The organism is Pseudomonas sp. JE3303, from assembly GCF_056312565.1.
In genome coordinates, this window is sequence record NZ_JBWGIF010000006.1 from 75,194 (window position 1) to 90,911 (window position 15,718).

Annotated in this window: 14 protein-coding genes; 11 read left to right on the forward strand and 3 right to left on the reverse strand. The window is 63.4% G+C overall.

Annotated features, from left to right (window positions below):
- Nucleotides 1-51 precede the first annotated feature (51 nt).
- The 4 genes from prpC to AC0ZZU_RS10140 all read left to right on the forward strand — a co-directional run bounded on the left by prpC (nt 52) and on the right by AC0ZZU_RS10140 (nt 6,042).
- The gene (prpC, locus tag AC0ZZU_RS10125; protein ID WP_476340416.1) at nt 52-1,179 is read left to right on the forward strand and encodes a bifunctional 2-methylcitrate synthase/citrate synthase; all 1,128 of its coding nucleotides are present in this window, start codon (nt 52-54) and stop codon (nt 1,177-1,179) included.
- Nucleotides 1,180-1,262: 83 nt separating this feature from the next.
- Complete coding sequence (gene acnD, locus AC0ZZU_RS10130) at nt 1,263-3,848, forward strand: Fe/S-dependent 2-methylisocitrate dehydratase AcnD (protein WP_476340418.1); 2,586 nt, start codon at nt 1,263-1,265, stop codon at nt 3,846-3,848.
- A complete protein-coding gene (gene prpF / locus AC0ZZU_RS10135; protein WP_476340419.1) occupies nt 3,845-5,047 on the forward strand; it encodes a 2-methylaconitate cis-trans isomerase PrpF in 1,203 nt (400 codons plus the stop codon). The genes acnD and prpF overlap by 4 nt, the downstream gene beginning before the upstream one ends.
- 500 nt (nt 5,048-5,547) lie before the next feature.
- Nucleotides 5,548-6,042: a hypothetical protein gene (locus tag AC0ZZU_RS10140; protein WP_476340421.1), complete on the forward strand. Its 495-nt coding sequence runs from the start codon at nt 5,548-5,550 to the stop codon at nt 6,040-6,042.
- 134 nt (nt 6,043-6,176) lie between these two features.
- On the opposite strand, the gene acnB is transcribed toward AC0ZZU_RS10140, so the two are convergent.
- Nucleotides 6,177-8,786 (reverse strand): bifunctional aconitate hydratase 2/2-methylisocitrate dehydratase, encoded by a 2,610-nt coding sequence (gene acnB, locus AC0ZZU_RS10145; protein ID WP_476340729.1) that lies wholly within the window; start codon nt 8,784-8,786, stop codon nt 6,177-6,179.
- 407 nt (nt 8,787-9,193) lie between these two features.
- Here acnB and AC0ZZU_RS10150 point away from each other — a divergent pair, with 407 nt between their 5' ends.
- Nucleotides 9,194-9,661 (forward strand): DUF1289 domain-containing protein, encoded by a 468-nt coding sequence (locus tag AC0ZZU_RS10150; protein ID WP_476340422.1) that lies wholly within the window; start codon nt 9,194-9,196, stop codon nt 9,659-9,661.
- A 74-nt stretch (nt 9,662-9,735) separates the two neighbouring features.
- A complete protein-coding gene (locus AC0ZZU_RS10155; protein WP_476340424.1) occupies nt 9,736-10,374 on the forward strand; it encodes a hypothetical protein in 639 nt (212 codons plus the stop codon).
- On the opposite strand, the gene queD is transcribed toward AC0ZZU_RS10155, so the two are convergent.
- A complete protein-coding gene (gene queD / locus AC0ZZU_RS10160; RefSeq protein ID WP_158460771.1) occupies nt 10,371-10,727 on the reverse strand; it encodes a 6-carboxytetrahydropterin synthase QueD in 357 nt (118 codons plus the stop codon). The genes AC0ZZU_RS10155 and queD overlap by 4 nt on opposite strands.
- A 171-nt stretch (nt 10,728-10,898) precedes the next feature.
- Between queD and AC0ZZU_RS10165 the strand changes: the two genes are divergently transcribed.
- The 5 genes from AC0ZZU_RS10165 (at nt 10,899) to AC0ZZU_RS10185 (ending at nt 14,876) form a co-directional block, all read left to right on the forward strand.
- Nucleotides 10,899-11,207: a PepSY domain-containing protein gene (locus AC0ZZU_RS10165; protein ID WP_476340426.1), complete on the forward strand. Its 309-nt coding sequence runs from the start codon at nt 10,899-10,901 to the stop codon at nt 11,205-11,207.
- A complete protein-coding gene (locus AC0ZZU_RS10170) occupies nt 11,207-11,536 on the forward strand; it encodes a PepSY domain-containing protein (RefSeq protein WP_476340428.1) in 330 nt (109 codons plus the stop codon). The genes AC0ZZU_RS10165 and AC0ZZU_RS10170 overlap by 1 nt, the downstream gene beginning before the upstream one ends.
- On the forward strand, nt 11,537-12,205 hold the full coding sequence (locus tag AC0ZZU_RS10175; RefSeq protein WP_476340429.1) for a response regulator transcription factor: 669 nt from the start codon (nt 11,537-11,539) through the stop codon (nt 12,203-12,205).
- Nucleotides 12,202-13,521: a sensor histidine kinase gene (locus AC0ZZU_RS10180; protein ID WP_476340430.1), complete on the forward strand. Its 1,320-nt coding sequence runs from the start codon at nt 12,202-12,204 to the stop codon at nt 13,519-13,521. Before AC0ZZU_RS10175 ends, AC0ZZU_RS10180 begins: the two co-directional genes overlap by 4 nt.
- A gap of 212 nt (nt 13,522-13,733) precedes the next feature.
- On the forward strand, nt 13,734-14,876 hold the full coding sequence (locus AC0ZZU_RS10185; protein WP_476340431.1) for an HPP family protein: 1,143 nt from the start codon (nt 13,734-13,736) through the stop codon (nt 14,874-14,876).
- Here AC0ZZU_RS10185 and AC0ZZU_RS10190 read toward each other — a convergent pair.
- Nucleotides 14,850-15,716, reverse strand: a complete 867-nt coding sequence (locus AC0ZZU_RS10190; protein WP_476340731.1) for a LysR family transcriptional regulator — start codon at nt 15,714-15,716, stop codon at nt 14,850-14,852. The two genes, AC0ZZU_RS10185 and AC0ZZU_RS10190, sit on opposite strands and share 27 nt — an antisense overlap.
- Nucleotides 15,717-15,718 lie beyond the last annotated feature (2 nt).

The window sequence follows — 15,718 nt, forward strand, 5'->3', positions numbered from 1 at the left end:
CCCCGATTAGCCAAGAACATCTCATAACAATTTAAAAAATGGAGAACCACCATGGCCGAAGCAAAACAACTCAGCGGCGCAGGCCTGCGAGGACAGGTCGCAGGACAGACCGCACTCTCGACGGTAGGTCAGGCCGGCGCCGGCCTGACCTACCGTGGCTATGACGTGCGCGAGCTCGCTGCCCACGCCGAATTCGAGGAAGTCGCCTACCTGCTGCTCTACGGCGAACTGCCAGGCCAGGCCGAGCTGGACGAGTACAAGACCCGCCTCAAGGCGCAGCGCGACCTGCCCCAGGCGCTGAAGGAAGTGCTCGAGCGCATCCCCGCCACTGCCCATCCGATGGACGTGATGCGCACCGGCTGCTCGGTGCTCGGCACCCTGGAGCCCGAGCACACCTTCGAGTTGCAGCGGGAAAAGACCGACCGCCTGTTGGCCGTGTTCCCGGCGATCATGTGCTACTGGTACCGCTTCAGCCATCACGGCGTGCGCATTGCCTGCACCAGCGACGAGCCCACCCTTGGCGGGCACTTCCTGCACCTGTTGCATGGCAAGAAGCCCTCCGCCCTGCACGTCAAGGTGATGAACGTCTCGCTGATCCTCTACGCCGAGCACGAATTCAACGCCTCGACCTTCACCGCCCGTGTCTGCGCCTCGACCCTGTCCGACCTGTTCTCCTGCGTCACTGCGGCCATCGGTACCCTGCGCGGCCCGTTGCACGGCGGCGCCAATGAAGCGGCGATGGAGCTGATCGAGCGCTTCGGCAGTCCTCAGGAAGCGGTGGCCGAACTGCTCAGGATGCTTGAGCGCAAGGACAAGATCATGGGCTTCGGCCATGCCATCTACAAAGAGTCCGACCCGCGCAACGAGGTGATCAAGGGGTGGTCGAAGCAGCTGGCCGACGAGGCGGGCGATACCGTGCTGTACCCGGTGTCCGAAGCCATCGACCAGACCATGTGGGAGCAGAAGAAACTGTTCCCCAACGCCGACTTCTACCATGCCTCGGCGTACCACTTCATGGGCATCCCGACCAAGCTGTTCACCCCGATCTTTGTCTGCTCGCGCCTGACCGGCTGGGCGGCGCACGTGTTCGAGCAGCGTGCCAACAATCGCATCATCAGACCGAGCGCCGAATACACCGGCGTAGAGCAGCGCAAGTTCGTGCCAATCGAGCAACGCTGAGCCTCGACGGCGTTACGCCGTCTCCTGCAGGAGCGCCGAACCGCCGCTCCTGCAGGACCCCACCGTGATTGAGTCCTGAGCCCATGAACCAGAATTATCGCAAGAACCTTCCAGGTACCGACCTTGACTACTTCGACGCCCGTGCGGCTGTCGAGGCGATCAAGCCCGGTGCCTACGACCGGCTCCCGTATACCTCACGCGTACTGGCCGAGAACCTGGTGCGCCGGTGCGACCCGGCCACCCTCGACGCCTCGCTGGAGCAGTTGATCGAGCGCAAGCGCGACCTCGACTTCCCCTGGTTCCCCGCGCGCGTGGTGTGCCACGACATCCTCGGCCAGACCGCGCTGGTCGACCTCGCCGGCCTGCGTGATGCCATTGCCGACATGGGCGGCGACCCCGCGCAGGTCAACCCGGTGGTGCCGGTGCAACTGATCGTCGACCACTCGCTGGCGGTTGAATGCGGCGGTTTCGATCCGCAGGCCTTCGAAAAGAACCGCGCCATCGAAGACCGTCGCAACGAGGACCGCTTCCACTTCATCAACTGGACCAAGAAGGCCTTCAAGAACGTCGAGGTGATCCAGCCCGGCAACGGCATCATGCACCAGATCAACCTGGAGAAAATGTCGCCGGTGATCCATAGCGATCGCGGCGTAGCCTACCCCGACACCTGCGTCGGCACCGACAGCCATACACCGCATGTCGACGCCCTCGGCGTGATTGCCATCGGTGTCGGCGGCCTGGAAGCCGAGAACGTCATGCTCGGCCGCGCCTCGTGGATGCGCCTGCCGGAGATCGTCGGCGTGGAGCTGACCGGCAAGCTGCAGCCCGGCATTACCGCCACTGACCTGGTACTGGCCCTCACGGAGTTCCTGCGCAAGCAGCGGGTGGTTGGCGCCTATCTCGAGTTCCATGGCGAGGGCGCCCGCGCGCTTACCCTGGGCGACCGCGCGACGATTTCCAACATGGCCCCGGAATATGGCGCCACGGCGGCGATGTTCGCCATCGACCCGCAGACCCTCGACTACCTGAGGCTGACCGGCCGCGAAGACCAGCAGGTAAAACTCGTCGAGACCTACGCCAGGACCGCTGGCCTGTGGGCCGACAGCCTGGTCGATGCCGACTACGAGCGCGTGCTGCGCTTCGACTTGGCCAGCGTGGTCCGCAACATGGCAGGGCCGTCCAACCCCCACGCGCGCGTGGCCACCAGCGACCTGGCGGCCAAGGGCATCGCCGGGGCATGGGACGACGTGCCCGGGCAGATGCCGGATGGCGCCGTGATCATCGCCGCGATCACCAGTTGCACCAACACCAGCAACCCGCGCAACGTCATCGCCGCAGGTCTTCTGGCGCGCAATGCCAACCGACTCGGCCTGACCCGCAAGCCCTGGGTGAAGTCGTCCCTGGCGCCCGGTTCCAAGACAGTGAAGCTGTACCTGGAAGCGGCGGGCCTGGAGCAGGAGCTGGAGCAACTGGGCTTCGGTATCGTCGCCTTCGCGTGTACCACCTGCAATGGCATGTCTGGCGCGCTGGACCCGGCGATCCAGCAGGAGATCATCGACCGCGACCTGTATGCCACCGCAGTACTCTCGGGCAACCGCAACTTCGACGGGCGCATCCATCCCTACGCCAAGCAGGCGTTCCTTGCCTCGCCACCGCTGGTGGTGGCGTATGCCATTGCCGGGACCATCCGCTTCGATATCGAGAAGGATGTGCTGGGCGTAGTCGACGGCAAGGAGATCCGCTTGAAGGATCTCTGGCCAACCGACGAAGAAATCGACGCAGTGGTGCGCGCCGCCGTCAGGCCGGAGCAGTTCCGCCAGGTCTACATCCCCATGTTCGCCATCGAGGAGGACACCGGCCCCAAGGTCGCTCCGCTGTACGATTGGCGCTCGATGAGCACCTACATCCGCCGCCCCCCGTACTGGGAAGGCGCCCTGGCGGGGGAGCGCACCCTCACCGGCATGCGCCCGCTGGCGGTGCTGCCCGACAACATCACCACCGACCACCTGTCGCCCTCCAACGCCATCATGGCCGACAGCGCGGCAGGCGAGTACCTGGCGAAAATGGGCCTTCCCGAGGAGGACTTCAACTCCTACGCCACTCACCGCGGTGACCACCTGACCGCCCAGCGAGCCACCTTCGCCAACCCCAAGCTGTTCAACGAGATGGTGGTACAGGATGGCAAGGTCAGGCAGGGCTCGCTGACGCGCCTCGAGCCAGAGGGGCAGGTAACCCGCATGTGGGAGGCGATCGAGACCTACATGCAGCGCAAGCAGCCATTGATCATCGTTGCCGGTGCCGACTATGGCCAGGGCTCGTCCCGCGACTGGGCTGCCAAAGGTGTACGCCTGGCCGGCGTCGAGGCCATCGTCGCCGAAGGCTTCGAGCGTATCCACCGGACCAACCTGGTGGGCATGGGCGTGCTGCCGCTGGAGTTCAAGCCAGGCGTCGACCGCAAGACATTGGGCATCGACGGCAGTGAAGTCTACGATGTGATTGGCCAACGTACTCCGCAGGCGACGCTGACCCTGGTGATCACGCGCAAGACCGGCGAGCGCCTGGAGGTCCCGGTCACCTGCCGGCTGGACACCGCCGAAGAAGTTTCGATCTACGAAGCGGGCGGTGTGCTGCAGCGCTTCGCCCAGGACTTTCTGGAGGCCAGTGCATGACACACGCAGCGCAAATGAAGATCCCTGCTACATACATGCGGGGCGGCACCAGCAAAGGCGTATTCTTCCGCCTCCAGGACCTGCCGGCCTCGGCCCAGGCCCCCGGCCCGGCCCGCGACGCCCTGATGCTTCGGGTGATCGGCAGCCCCGACCCGTACGGCAAGCAGATTGATGGCATGGGCGGTGCCACCTCGAGTACCAGCAAGACCGTCATCCTGTCGCCTGCCAGCCAGCCTGGCCACGACGTCGACTACCTGTTCGGCCAGGTCTCGATCGACCAGGCCTTCGTCGACTGGAGTGGCAACTGCGGCAACCTGTCGGCGGCGGTGGGTGCCTTTGCCATCAGCGCGGGCCTGGTCGACGCCGCGCGCATCCCCCATGACGGCATCGCCACCGTGCGCATCTGGCAAGCCAATATCGGCAAGACAATCGTTGCCCATGTGCCCATCACCCAGGGCGAGGTCCAGGAAACCGGCGACTTCGAGCTCGATGGGGTGACATTCCCGGCAGCCGAGGTCCAGCTTGAATTCCTCGAACCGGCCGCCGACGACGATGGCCAGGGAGGCGACATGTTTCCCACCGGCAACCTGGTCGACGAGCTGGACGTGCCGGGCCTGGGGACCATCAAGGCCACCCTGATCAATGCCGGCATCCCGACCATCTTCGTCAATGCGGGCGAGGTCGGCTACGACGGCACCGAGCTGCAGGATGCGATCAATGGCGACGCCGATGCACTGGCACTGTTCGAGACCATCCGCGCCTGGGGTGCGCTGCGCATGGGGCTGATCGGGACGATCGAGGAGGCTGCGGGACGCCAGCACACCCCCAAGGTGGCCTTCGTCGCGCCGCCGCTTGGCTATGCCGCCTCCAGCGGCAAGAACGTGCAGGCCGAGGACATCGACCTGCTGGTGCGGGCACTGTCGATGGGCAAGCTGCACCACGCCATGATGGGCACTGCGGCAGTCGCCATCGGGACCGCCGCAGCGATACCAGGGACGCTGGTAAACCTGGCGGCCGGTGGAGGCGAGCGTTCTGCCGTGTGCTTCGGGCACCCATCCGGCACCTTGCGAGTGGGCGCAGAGGCGCATCAGGTTGCAGGGAAGTGGGTCGTGACCAAGGCGGTCATGAGTCGAAGTGCGCGGGTGTTGATGGAGGGCTGGGTGCGTGTGCCTATGGAGGATTTGGCGGCATGTAAGTAAGCGCATCGCATTTGATCACGCGCCGCAGAGAAGATGGCCGCTGCTCCTGTGTAGGCAACTGGTGTCTGTCTCTTCCTCGACCAGCCCAGCCTAATTCAAGGCTGGGCTTGGTCGTCGCGGTTCGCCTGATACAGGGCAAGTTCATACACCTGAACGTGACCACGAGCCACGATGCCCTCACTGGGCGATTCTTTCAGGCATGAGTGGATTGCTGCACGCTCGTGCAGCTTTTAGCGCCGACATGCCGGGAGAATGGAAAATTCCCACATTCAATGAGTTGAAGGGCTACATCTGTTTCGGAAGTTTTTCTCAAGCAACAACTCCCTCATCCTATCGATCGCGCGCCGTTGATCCACTAACGTCTGCTAGCTAGTCCTGAGCTGACTGACAGCTTAGAAAAGCAATTCATATCTGCATAAGTGAGTGGCTTGTTGATGGTGACGTGGAAATCCTGGATTAAGATGATGCAGGCGTTAGAGCCGCATAAGCGGGTCAGGTGCATGTTTTTTGCCGGTTGTGCTTTTCTTCAGTTCATACCTTTGTATTGGATGAACTGGGAGGAAGAGTCCGAGCCGATCGTTGCACCTTTGATGCGGATTCCAGCTTCTCTTGCATCCAAACCTGAAAGATGGGAGTACGACAGGTCGATTCACACATTCAGGATTGCTTACAAAGATCCAGATGGGCACGTAGTCAGGCGCCGAGTTTATGTGCGCAAGGGGCGTTATGATGCAGCCAATATCAATGCGGCTACACCTTTGTTTGTGGAAATCGAAAAGGCATCGTCCGGTCCAATAGTCAGGAGCTTGTCGACAAGTGATGAAGTATTGTATGACTCTTCTCTCAGGCAATATGTGAGCGAAACAGAAAACTGGAAATGCCTCGAAGGAATTGTATTTTTTTCTATGCTAAGTTTCGCTTCATTCGTCGCAGCGGGTGTGATGCATTGGCAAAACCGGAGACAGAGAAAGCAGCAGTCAGTCCTCGGTTCATAGCCCAGTGCCAGTCAGTTAAGCCAATTGGCGCCGCTTTGCGATCCCAACATACCTGCAAGCATGAACTCCGATAATCCAGACTGACAAAAAAGCCCCGGCATCGCTGCCGGGGCTCTGGTCTTGCAGGCTACGCCTTACGCCTGGACAACCGGGATGTTGGCATTGGCTGCCGCATCACGGAACTCGGCGATCTGGTCGAAGCTCAGGTAGCGGTAGACGTCGGCAGCCATGCTGTCGATGTCCTTCGCGTACTCCATGTACTCCTCGACGGTCGGCAGCTTGCCGATGATCGACGCCACTGCGGCCAGCTCGGCCGACGCCAGGTAGACGTTGGTCGCGTCACCCAGGCGGTTCGGGAAGTTACGGGTCGAAGTGGAGACCACGGTGGAGCCAGTCTGCACACGTGCCTGGTTACCCATGCACAGCGAGCAGCCTGGCATTTCCATGCGCGCGCCAGCCTTGCCGTAGATGCCGTAGTAGCCTTCCTCGGTCAGCTGGTGGGCGTCCATCTTGGTCGGCGGAGCCAGCCACAGACGGGTCGGGATACCACCCTTGACCTTCTCCAGCAACTTGCCGGCAGCGCGGAAGTGGCCGATGTTGGTCATGCACGAACCGATGAACACTTCGTCGATCTTCTCGCCCTGGACACTCGACAGCAGGCGGGCGTCGTCCGGGTCGTTCGGCGCGCACAACACAGGCTCCTTGACGTCGGCCAGGTCGATTTCGATGATCTCGGCGTATTCGGCATCGGCGTCGGCCGACAGCAGCTCGGGGTTGGCCAGCCAGGCTTCCATGGCTTGCGCGCGGCGCTCCAGGGTGCGTGGGTCGCCGTAGCCTTCGCCAATCATCCAGCGCAGCAGGGTGATGTTGGACTGCAGATACTCGGCGATGGCCTTTTCTGGCAGCTTGATGGTGCAGCCTGCGGCGGAACGCTCAGCCGAAGCGTCGGACAATTCGAACGCTTGCTCGACAGTCAGCTCGTCCAGGCCTTCGATTTCCAGGATGCGGCCGGAGAAGGCGTTTTTCTTACCTTTCTTCTCTACAGTCAGCAGGCCCTTCTGGATAGCGTAGTAAGGGATGGCATGCACCAGGTCACGCAAGGTGATGCCTGGTTGCAGCTTGCCCTTGAAGCGCACCAGGATCGACTCTGGCATGTCCAGCGGCATGACGCCGGTGGCGGCGGCGAAGGCCACCAGGCCGGAACCGGCCGGGAACGAGATGCCGATCGGGAAGCGAGTGTGCGAGTCGCCGCCGGTGCCGACGGTGTCCGGCATCAGCATGCGGTTCAGCCAGCTGTGGATAATGCCGTCGCCAGGACGCAGGGACACGCCGCCACGGGTGCGGATGAAATCCGGCAGGGTGTGGTGGGTGTTGACGTCGATCGGCTTCGGATAGGCCGCAGTGTGGCAGAACGACTGCATGACCAGATCGGCCGAGAAGCCCAGGCATGCCAGGTCCTTCAGCTCGTCGCGGGTCATCGGGCCAGTAGTGTCCTGGGAGCCGACGGTGGTCATCCGTGGTTCGCAGTAAGTACCGGGACGCACGCCCTGGTTTTCAGGCAGGCCGCAGGCCTTGCCGACCATCTTCTGCGCCAGGGTGAAGCCCTTGCCGGTATCGACGGGTGCTTCAGGCAGCTTGAACAGGTCGGTCGCGCCCAGGCCCAGTTCGGTACGCGCCTTTTCGGTCAGGCCACGGCCGACGATCAGCGGGATACGGCCGCCAGCGCGGACTTCGTCGAGCAGCACTTCGGTCTTGAGCGCGAAGGTGGTGACCAACTCGTCGGTGCCATGACGGCGCACTTCGCCCTTGTATGGGTAAACGTCGATGACGTCGCCCATGGCCAGGTCGGTGCAGTCGAATTCGATCGGCAGGGCGCCGGCGTCTTCCATGGTGTTGTAGAAGATCGGGGCGATCTTGGTACCGAAGCAGAAGCCGCCGGCGCGCTTGTTCGGCACATGCGGGATGTCGTCGCCGAAGAACCACAGCACCGAGTTGGTGGCCGATTTACGCGAAGAACCGGTACCTACCACGTCACCGACGTAGGCAACCGGGAATCCTTTGGCACGGACTTCCTCGATCTGCTTGAGCGGACCGATCGAGCCTGGCTGCTCTGGAGTGATGCCGTCGCGGGCCATCTTCAGCATGGCGAGTGCGTGCAGCGGGATATCAGGGCGCGACCAGGCGTCCGGGGCAGGGGACAGGTCGTCGGTGTTGGTTTCGCCCGGCACCTTGAACACGGTCAGGGTGTACTTGTCGGCGATGGCCGGCTTGCCGGTGAACCACTCGCCAGCAGCCCAGGAGTCGAGCACGGCCTTGGCGTGGGCGTTGCCCGCCTTGGCCTTTTCGGCGACGTCGTGGAAGGCATCGAACATCAGCAGGGTGAACTTGAGCTGTTCGGCGGCGACGGCGCCCAGTTCGGCGTCATCCAGCAGCTCGACCAAGGTGGCGATGTTGTAGCCACCTTGCATGGTGCCCAGCAGTTCGGTGGCGCGCTTGCGGTCGATCAGGGGGGACTTGGTCTCGCCCTTGGCAACGGCAGACAGGAAGCCGGCCTTGACGTAGGCAGCTTCGTCGACACCTGGCGGTATGCGGTTGGTGATCAGGTCGACGAGGAAGGCTTCTTCGCCCGCTGGCGGGTTTTTCAGCAGCTCGACCAGGCCTGCAGTTTGTTCGGCGTTAAGCGGCTGGGGCACGATACCCTGGGCGGCACGCTCTTCGATGTGTTTGCGGTAGGCTTCAAGCACAGTTATTACCCTCATCAGTGGTCCCAAAGGAGTGTCCGGGACGCTCATCCAGAAATTCCGGCACCCGTGCGCAATACGGCTTTTTGAGCCGCCCAGCCAGGGTTGCAGGAAATCCTTACAGAAGCTGCTTTCAAAGTTTTACGCCTGCAGAACGGAGGGCTGATGAGGGCTGGCGCGAAGCAACCGCTGTGCGTTTGCATCGAGCCAACACCGTTCTACTGGATCTACTGTGCTCGTGACGCTTTGAAAACAGCTTCCAACGGACATTGCTGCCTTTGAAAAGGCCGGCCGATTCTACGGCAAAACCTCGACAAAGGTAAGGCAGGTGCGAGGACTTTAACGAGTGACCCCTGTTAGACAAAGGGCTAACATACGCGTCTGTCTCACCGCCAGGCCGTTGTTTTTCCATGTCCAATCAGTCAATCAAAACCCCCTGCGTCGGGCTGTGTTCCACGGTCTACGGGGATCTGGTGTGCCGCGGCTGCAAGCGTTTCCACCACGAAGTGATCCACTGGAATGGCTACAACGAAGACGAAAAACGCGCGGTCTGGCTGCGCCTCGAGCTGCTGCTGGTGCAGGTGATGGAAGCCAAGCTCGAAATATTCGACACCGCGCGCCTGCGCCTGCAACTCGAGCAGCGAGCCATCCGCTTTTTGCCCAATCAGTCGCCGTATTGCTGGGCCTACCAGCTGATCGCCCGTGGCGCGCGGGTGATCCGCGACATCGAAGCCTACGGCATGGTGCTCATGCCGGAATTTCGAGACTGGGAGCTGCCGCGCCTGCGCGATGCCATCGACCGGGAGTTCTTTCTGCTTTCCGAGGCGCACTACCAGCGCTACATCGCCCCTGCGTTTCTCAAGGATGCCTTGGAGTAGCGGGTTTCCCGCTGCCCCCGGTGGAAACCCTCGGCTAGGTTCACGCTTGCCATCAACCGTGCAAGAGCGTTCCCATGAGTTACTACGAATTCCAGCCAGACCTGTGCTTCGTCGCCCGATGCTACTGGCAGAGCAGCGATCATCAGTTTCAGCCACAAGATCTGGACAAGGACACCGATTGGCTGAAGCCCCTGTGGACCAAGCTCAACGACACCATGACGTGGGACACCAAGGATGGCTGGCTATTTGCCGGCCGTCATCGCCTGCGCAGCCTTGCCGAACGGCTCATCGGCGAGAAGCTTGAAATCAATCACTTCTGGTTCGGGGTCTACCAGACCGGCGACGCGTACGACTACGAGATCCGCACCGCCTACGTTGGCAACGAGGCCAGTGAGTGGCCGAACCTGGAGCGGCGGCTGGACGTGAGCCGCAACGGCTACCTGGGTTTCTACCATACCGGAGTGCCGGCCGGGGAAGACCCACTGGCGAACGGAAGCATGATCTGGCGGCTGGAAGGCTTCGACCCGGCGGGCGCCGCAGTTGGCGATCTGACAAGCAACGTCAGGCTGGTCAGCTTGCACGGTGGCCGCGCCAGGCGCCTGTTTGAGGACAACCGCTATTACCTGAACACTCACGATGGCGAGGAAGGGCGGATCATCCTGCAGATTACCCACCTGCCGGTACCGCCGCATCCCAGCCCCCGGCGGGATTAGTCGCCGGTGTATTCGCAGCCGCTGGTGCAGGTCTCGTGGATCCGCACCTTGGACAATTCAGGCAACAGCGGCTTGACCTGTTCCCAGATCCACTTGGCGATGACTTCGCTGGTGGGGTTTTCAAGGCCTGGGATATCGTTGAGGTAGTTGTGGTCCAGCTGCTCGTAGATCGGCTTGAACACGGCCTTGATCTCGGAGAAGTCGCGGATCCAGCCAGTATGTGGATCGAGCGGGCCAGTCAGGTGCAGGGCGACCTTGAACGAATGGCCATGCAGGCGGCCGCACTTGTGGCCCGGGGCGACGTTAGGCAGGCGGTGGGCCGATTCGAAAGTAAATTCCTTGAAGATTTCCACGCTGTATCAACTCTGTAGAACCAATGCTGGCATGCAGTTTAACAGCATGACCGCTACAGCGGTTGCAGATGCATGCGCTATCATGCCGCCAGTTGTTTTCAGCTTGAGTTAAGGGCCGGGAGGGTAATCTTGATCCCGTAGACAACTTGACCCATTCGATGGAGACACATCATGAAAACCCTGACTGCCCTGTTTACCGCCGCGACTCTGACCTTCGGCGCCAACGTTGCGCTGGCCAAGGACGTCCAGCTCGACCAGGCCGTCAAGCTGGTCAACGACAAGACCATCAAGCCGCTCGACGAGCTCAAGGCCGCGGCACTGGCCAAGCACCCTGGCGCGACCGTCACCGACACCGAGCTCGAAGACAGCTACGGCCGCTACATCTACAAGGTGGAGCTGCGTGATGGCCAGAACGTCGAATGGGACGTCGACCTCGACGCCAAGACCGCTGAAGTGCTCAAGGACGAACGGGACAGCTGATGAGCCGAACGCACTGCACGGCGCGGTTCCTGATTACCGCGCTGTTGGCCGGCGGTTCGCTGGCCGCCTCGTCGCTGGCCTTGTCCCGTGACCTTGACCAGGACGAGGCCCTTGAGCTGCGGCAAAAGGGCATCATCCTGCCGCTCGAACAGCTGCTCGAATCCGCCATGGGGCGTTACCCCGGGGCGCGATTGCTGGAGGCGGAGCTCGAAGAGGACGATGACCGCTACCAATACGAAGTCGAACTGCTGACACCCGCCGGCGTGGTGCGCGAGATCAAGCTCGACGCCAGCACCGGGGCATTGCTCAAAGACGAGGAAGACGACTGAATGCGCCTGCTATTGGTGGAGGACAACGTCCCCCTGGCCGACGAACTGACCGCCAGCCTGCAGCGCCAGGGCTACGCCATGGACTGGCTGGCAGATGGCCGTGATGCGGTGTACCAGGGCCAGAGCGAGCCCTACGACCTGATCATCCTTGACTTGGGCCTACCCGGCCTGCCAGGCCTCGAGGTGCTCAGCCAGTGGCGTGCCGGGGGGCTGGTGACACCCGTGCTCATTCTCACCGCACGCGGCTCCTGGGCCGAGCGCATCGAGGGGCTCAAGGCCGGCGCCGATGACTACCTCAGCAAACCCTTCCACCCCGAAGAACTGCAACTGCGGATCCAGGCGCTGTTGCGCCGCGCCCGTGGCCTGGCCAACCAGCCGACACTGGAGGCGGCCGGGCTGCACCTTGACGAGAGCCGCCAGTGCGTGACCCGCGAAGGCGTCGATATCCAGCTGACCGCCGCCGAGTTCCGGCTGCTGCGCTACTTCATGCTGCACCCCCAGCAGATCCTCTCCAAGAGCCACCTCGCCGAGCACCTCTACGATGGCGAGACCGAGCGCGACTCCAACGTACTTGAAGTACACGTCAACCATCTGCGCCGCAAGCTGGGGCGCAGCGTCATCGAGACCCGCCGGGGCCAGGGCTATCGCTATGCCGGGAGCGGCGAGTGAAGTCGATCCAGGCGCGCCTGAGCCTGGGGCTGATCGCGGTACTGGTGGTGGTTGGCCTGGCACTGGCGCAGTTGAGCCTCTGGTTGTTCGAGGCTGGCCTGCAGCGTTACCTGGAGACCGGCCTGCGCAAGGAAAGCGAAAACCTGCTGGTGGCACTCGTGCATGGTCCGAATGGCATCCAGCTGGATGAGCGGCGTGTGTCCTCGGCGTACCAGCGGCCGTTCTCAGGGTATTACTTTCGCATCGACTTCGACGAGGGCCACTGGCGCTCGCGCTCGCTGTGGGACCTCGAAATGCCCCGGCCAGGCGAACCTGGCCTTGAAGCAGGACTGGAACTGGGCCCGGAAGGCCAGCAACTGCTGGTGCTGCGTGCCGATTACCGGCGCCTGGGCAAGGCCATCTCGATCAGCGTGGCCCAGGACTACTCGCCCGTGCGCGACGGTTTTCGGCGCATGCAGCAGATCGGGCTGGGCCTTGGCCTGCTGGCGCTGATCCTGATCCTGGTGCTGCAACGCATTACCGTCAAACGCTCGCTGCGACCGCTGGACCGCGCCCGCGAGCAGATCGCGCAACTGCAGCAAGGTCAGCGCTCGCAGCTCGATACCCACGTTCCCAGCGAACTGGAGCCGCTGGTGGCGCAGATCAACCACCTGCTTGCGCATACCGAGGACAGCCTGCGCCGCTCCCGCAACGCCCTTGGCAACCTTGGCCACGCCTTGAAAACCCCCCTGGCGGTGCTGCTCAGCCTCGCGTCCAGCGAGCGCCTGCGAGACCTGCCCGAAGTTCGGGCGCAACTGCGCGAGCAACTGCAGCAGATCCAGCAACGCCTGGAGCGTGAGCTCACTCGTGCGCGGCTTGCCGGTGATGCGCTGCCCGGCGCGCAGTTCGACTGCGACGCCGAGCTGCCAGGCCTGCTGGCCACGCTCGGGATGATCCATGGCGAAGGGCTGCTGCTCGAGGCCGACGTCGCCCCGGGCCTGCACTTGCCATGGGACCGGGAGGACCTGCTGGAACTGCTGGGAAACCTGCTCGACAACGCCTGCAAGTGGGCCGACAGCGAAGTGCGCCTGGGCATCGCAGCGACCGCACAGTGCTACCAGCTGTGGGTGGACGATGACGGCCCGGGCATCCCGCAGGAGGCGCGCCAGCAGGTATTGGAGCGCGGCTCGCGGCTGGACGAGCAGGTCAACGGCCACGGCCTTGGCCTGGGCATCGTGCGCGACATCGTCGATGCCTGGGGTGGTCAACTGATCCTGCTCGAAAGCCCTCTTGGAGGGCTGCGGGTAAGCCTCGGGCTGCCCCGCAAGGCCCGCTGAACCTGCCTGAATCCACCTGGCTGCAAAAAAATTGCAGTCCAGGCGCAGTTTTTTGAATTGGCCCCCGCTGCACCGTCCCGGCACAATCGCCGCGCAATGTTCACAGTTTCCATCTCCACGGACGGAACCCTTTGCGCGACTGCCGATGGCAGCGCAGAGCCCAGGCAGGTTGCGCTGGGCTTTCTTTTTTACCAGATAAGCCGATCGCCGCCATGTCTTCCCCTCGCTCCGCAAGTCGCCTGCAACGCTGGTTGCCTCCACACCTGAACATCCCCCCGAAAGAATGGCTGCGTGCCGGGATTGGCGCCTTGATCGGCCTGTTTCTCGCCGGCTGGCTCTGCAGCATGGTGTTCGGCAACTCGGTGGCCCTGCACCTGCTGGGTCCGCTGGCGGCCTCTGCGGTACTGGTGTTCGCCGTGCATTCCGGGCCGCTGGCGCAACCCTGGCCGGTACTCGGCAGCTATGCCAGCGCGGGTGCGGTGGGCCTGGCCATGCGCTACGGTTTCGGGGCCGAGCTGTGGGTTGCCGCTGCTGCCCTGGGGCTGTCCATCGGGGTGATGTGCGTGCTGCGCTGCCTGCATCCACCCGGCGGCGGTGTGGCCGTAAGCGCGGTGCTGGCCGATGCCGGCCTGGTGTCGCTGGGCGACCACCTGCTCCAGCCGATCATGCTCAATGCCTTGATCCTGGTCGCCGTGGCGATCCTCTACAACCGTCTGACGGGCGTTCGCTATCCCAAGCGGGCAATGCCGCGAAAGGACCTGCACCACACCCATGATCCATTGCCCGGGGCGCGCGTCGGTGTCAGCGGCGAGGACCTCGACCAGGCGCTGGAAGAGATCGGCGAGTTCGTCGACGTCACCCGGGATGAGCTGGAGCGGATCATCCAGGCCACCGAGGAACACGCGCTGCAACGCAGCCTCGGCGGTATTACCGCGGCTTCGGTGATGTCCCGCGATGTACAATTCGCCTCACCGCGAACCACCCTCGAGCAGGCCTGGAAAATGCTCGAGGGCCATCATCTCAAGACGCTGCCCGTGCTCGATGAAGGGCGGCTGGTGGGTATTGTCAGCCTCAGCGACCTCGTTGGCCCGGCCATGGCCCGTGGCGGGTTCAGCTGGCGGCGCAAGCCGGTGCGCATGGCCCAGGTCATGAGCCGCCGGGTAGTCAGCGTCGGCAGCCAGCATCCGCTGGAGCGCTTGCTGCCGCTGCTCAGCGAGCAAGGCCTGCACTGCCTGCCGGTGCTCGACGGCGACAGCCTGGTAGGGGTCATCACCCAGACCGACCTGATCGCCGGCCTCAAGCGCCACCTGCTCAGCAGCGCATCGCGTTCAGACCAGCGGGTCCCAGCGCTGTGACCAGTCACAGGCCTCGCTCGACACCAGTCCGCGGAGGAGCCTGAAGGCCTGCTGCAGGGCTTCGCTGTCGCGCTCGCGGGCATAGACCAGAAATGTCGGGTAGGTGAATTCAGGCGCTTGCGGCACCCGCTCGAACACCCCATTGTCCAGATAGGCCTGCACCACGCGGGTACGGAAGTAGCCGCTGCCGCCCTGGTCGAGGATGAATTGCAGGGCCAGCGGACCCAGGTTGAAGCTCAGGGCCGGGCGCGCGCAGTCGGGCAGGGCGGCGTCGTGCTGGCGCCGGAACGCCTCCCCCCAGTCGATGTAGATATACGGCTCCGGCTGGCCGACCCGGCGCACGCGGATCAGTTTTTCCTCCATCAACTGCTCCACCTGAAGCCCGGGGCCGTAGGTCGGCTGGTAGACCAGCGCGGCATCGAGCAGGCCCAGCTCGACCTTGCGCAGCAACGACTCGCCGTCACTCACCTCGCTGCGGATCGCGTGGCTGGGCAGCTCGCGGTGCAGCGCACTGACCCAGTCGAGCATCATCGGATTACCCAGGCTCACTTCACCGCCAAGGTGCAGCACCTGCTGGCGCCCAGGCGGCAGTGGCAGGTCACGGCGGGCCGCTTCCCAGGTCTGCACCAGCAGGTTGGCGTAGGGCACGAACGCCTCCCCGTCACGGGTGAGGCTGGCGCCCGTGCGGCTGCGGGTGAACAACAGGCAACCCAGCTGCTGCTCCAGGCGTTGCACCCGCGCGGTGATGGCGGTCTGTGACACATGCAGGCGCTCGGCCGCCGCGACCAGGCTGCCGCAACGCACGATTTCCAGGAAGGTACGGGCCTGATCGATGTCCATGG

Bases quoted from the DNA above. Each gene is read 5' to 3' on its own strand.
- prpC (WP_476340416.1), top strand. From the start codon at position 52: ATGGCCGAAGCAAAACAACTCAGCGGCGCAGGCCTGCGAGGACAGGTC.
- acnD (WP_476340418.1), top strand. From the start codon at position 1,263: ATGAACCAGAATTATCGCAAGAACCTTCCAGGTACCGACCTTGACTAC.
- prpF (WP_476340419.1), top strand. From the start codon at position 3,845: ATGACACACGCAGCGCAAATGAAGATCCCTGCTACATACATGCGGGGC.
- AC0ZZU_RS10140 (WP_476340421.1), top strand. From the start codon at position 5,548: ATGTTTTTTGCCGGTTGTGCTTTTCTTCAGTTCATACCTTTGTATTGG.
- AC0ZZU_RS10150 (WP_476340422.1), top strand. From the start codon at position 9,194: ATGTCCAATCAGTCAATCAAAACCCCCTGCGTCGGGCTGTGTTCCACG.
- AC0ZZU_RS10155 (WP_476340424.1), top strand. From the start codon at position 9,736: ATGAGTTACTACGAATTCCAGCCAGACCTGTGCTTCGTCGCCCGATGC.
- AC0ZZU_RS10165 (WP_476340426.1), top strand. From the start codon at position 10,899: ATGAAAACCCTGACTGCCCTGTTTACCGCCGCGACTCTGACCTTCGGC.
- AC0ZZU_RS10170 (WP_476340428.1), top strand. From the start codon at position 11,207: ATGAGCCGAACGCACTGCACGGCGCGGTTCCTGATTACCGCGCTGTTG.
- AC0ZZU_RS10175 (WP_476340429.1), top strand. From the start codon at position 11,537: ATGCGCCTGCTATTGGTGGAGGACAACGTCCCCCTGGCCGACGAACTG.
- AC0ZZU_RS10185 (WP_476340431.1), top strand. From the start codon at position 13,734: ATGTCTTCCCCTCGCTCCGCAAGTCGCCTGCAACGCTGGTTGCCTCCA.
- AC0ZZU_RS10190 (WP_476340731.1), bottom strand. From the start codon at position 15,716: ATGGACATCGATCAGGCCCGTACCTTCCTGGAAATCGTGCGTTGCGGC.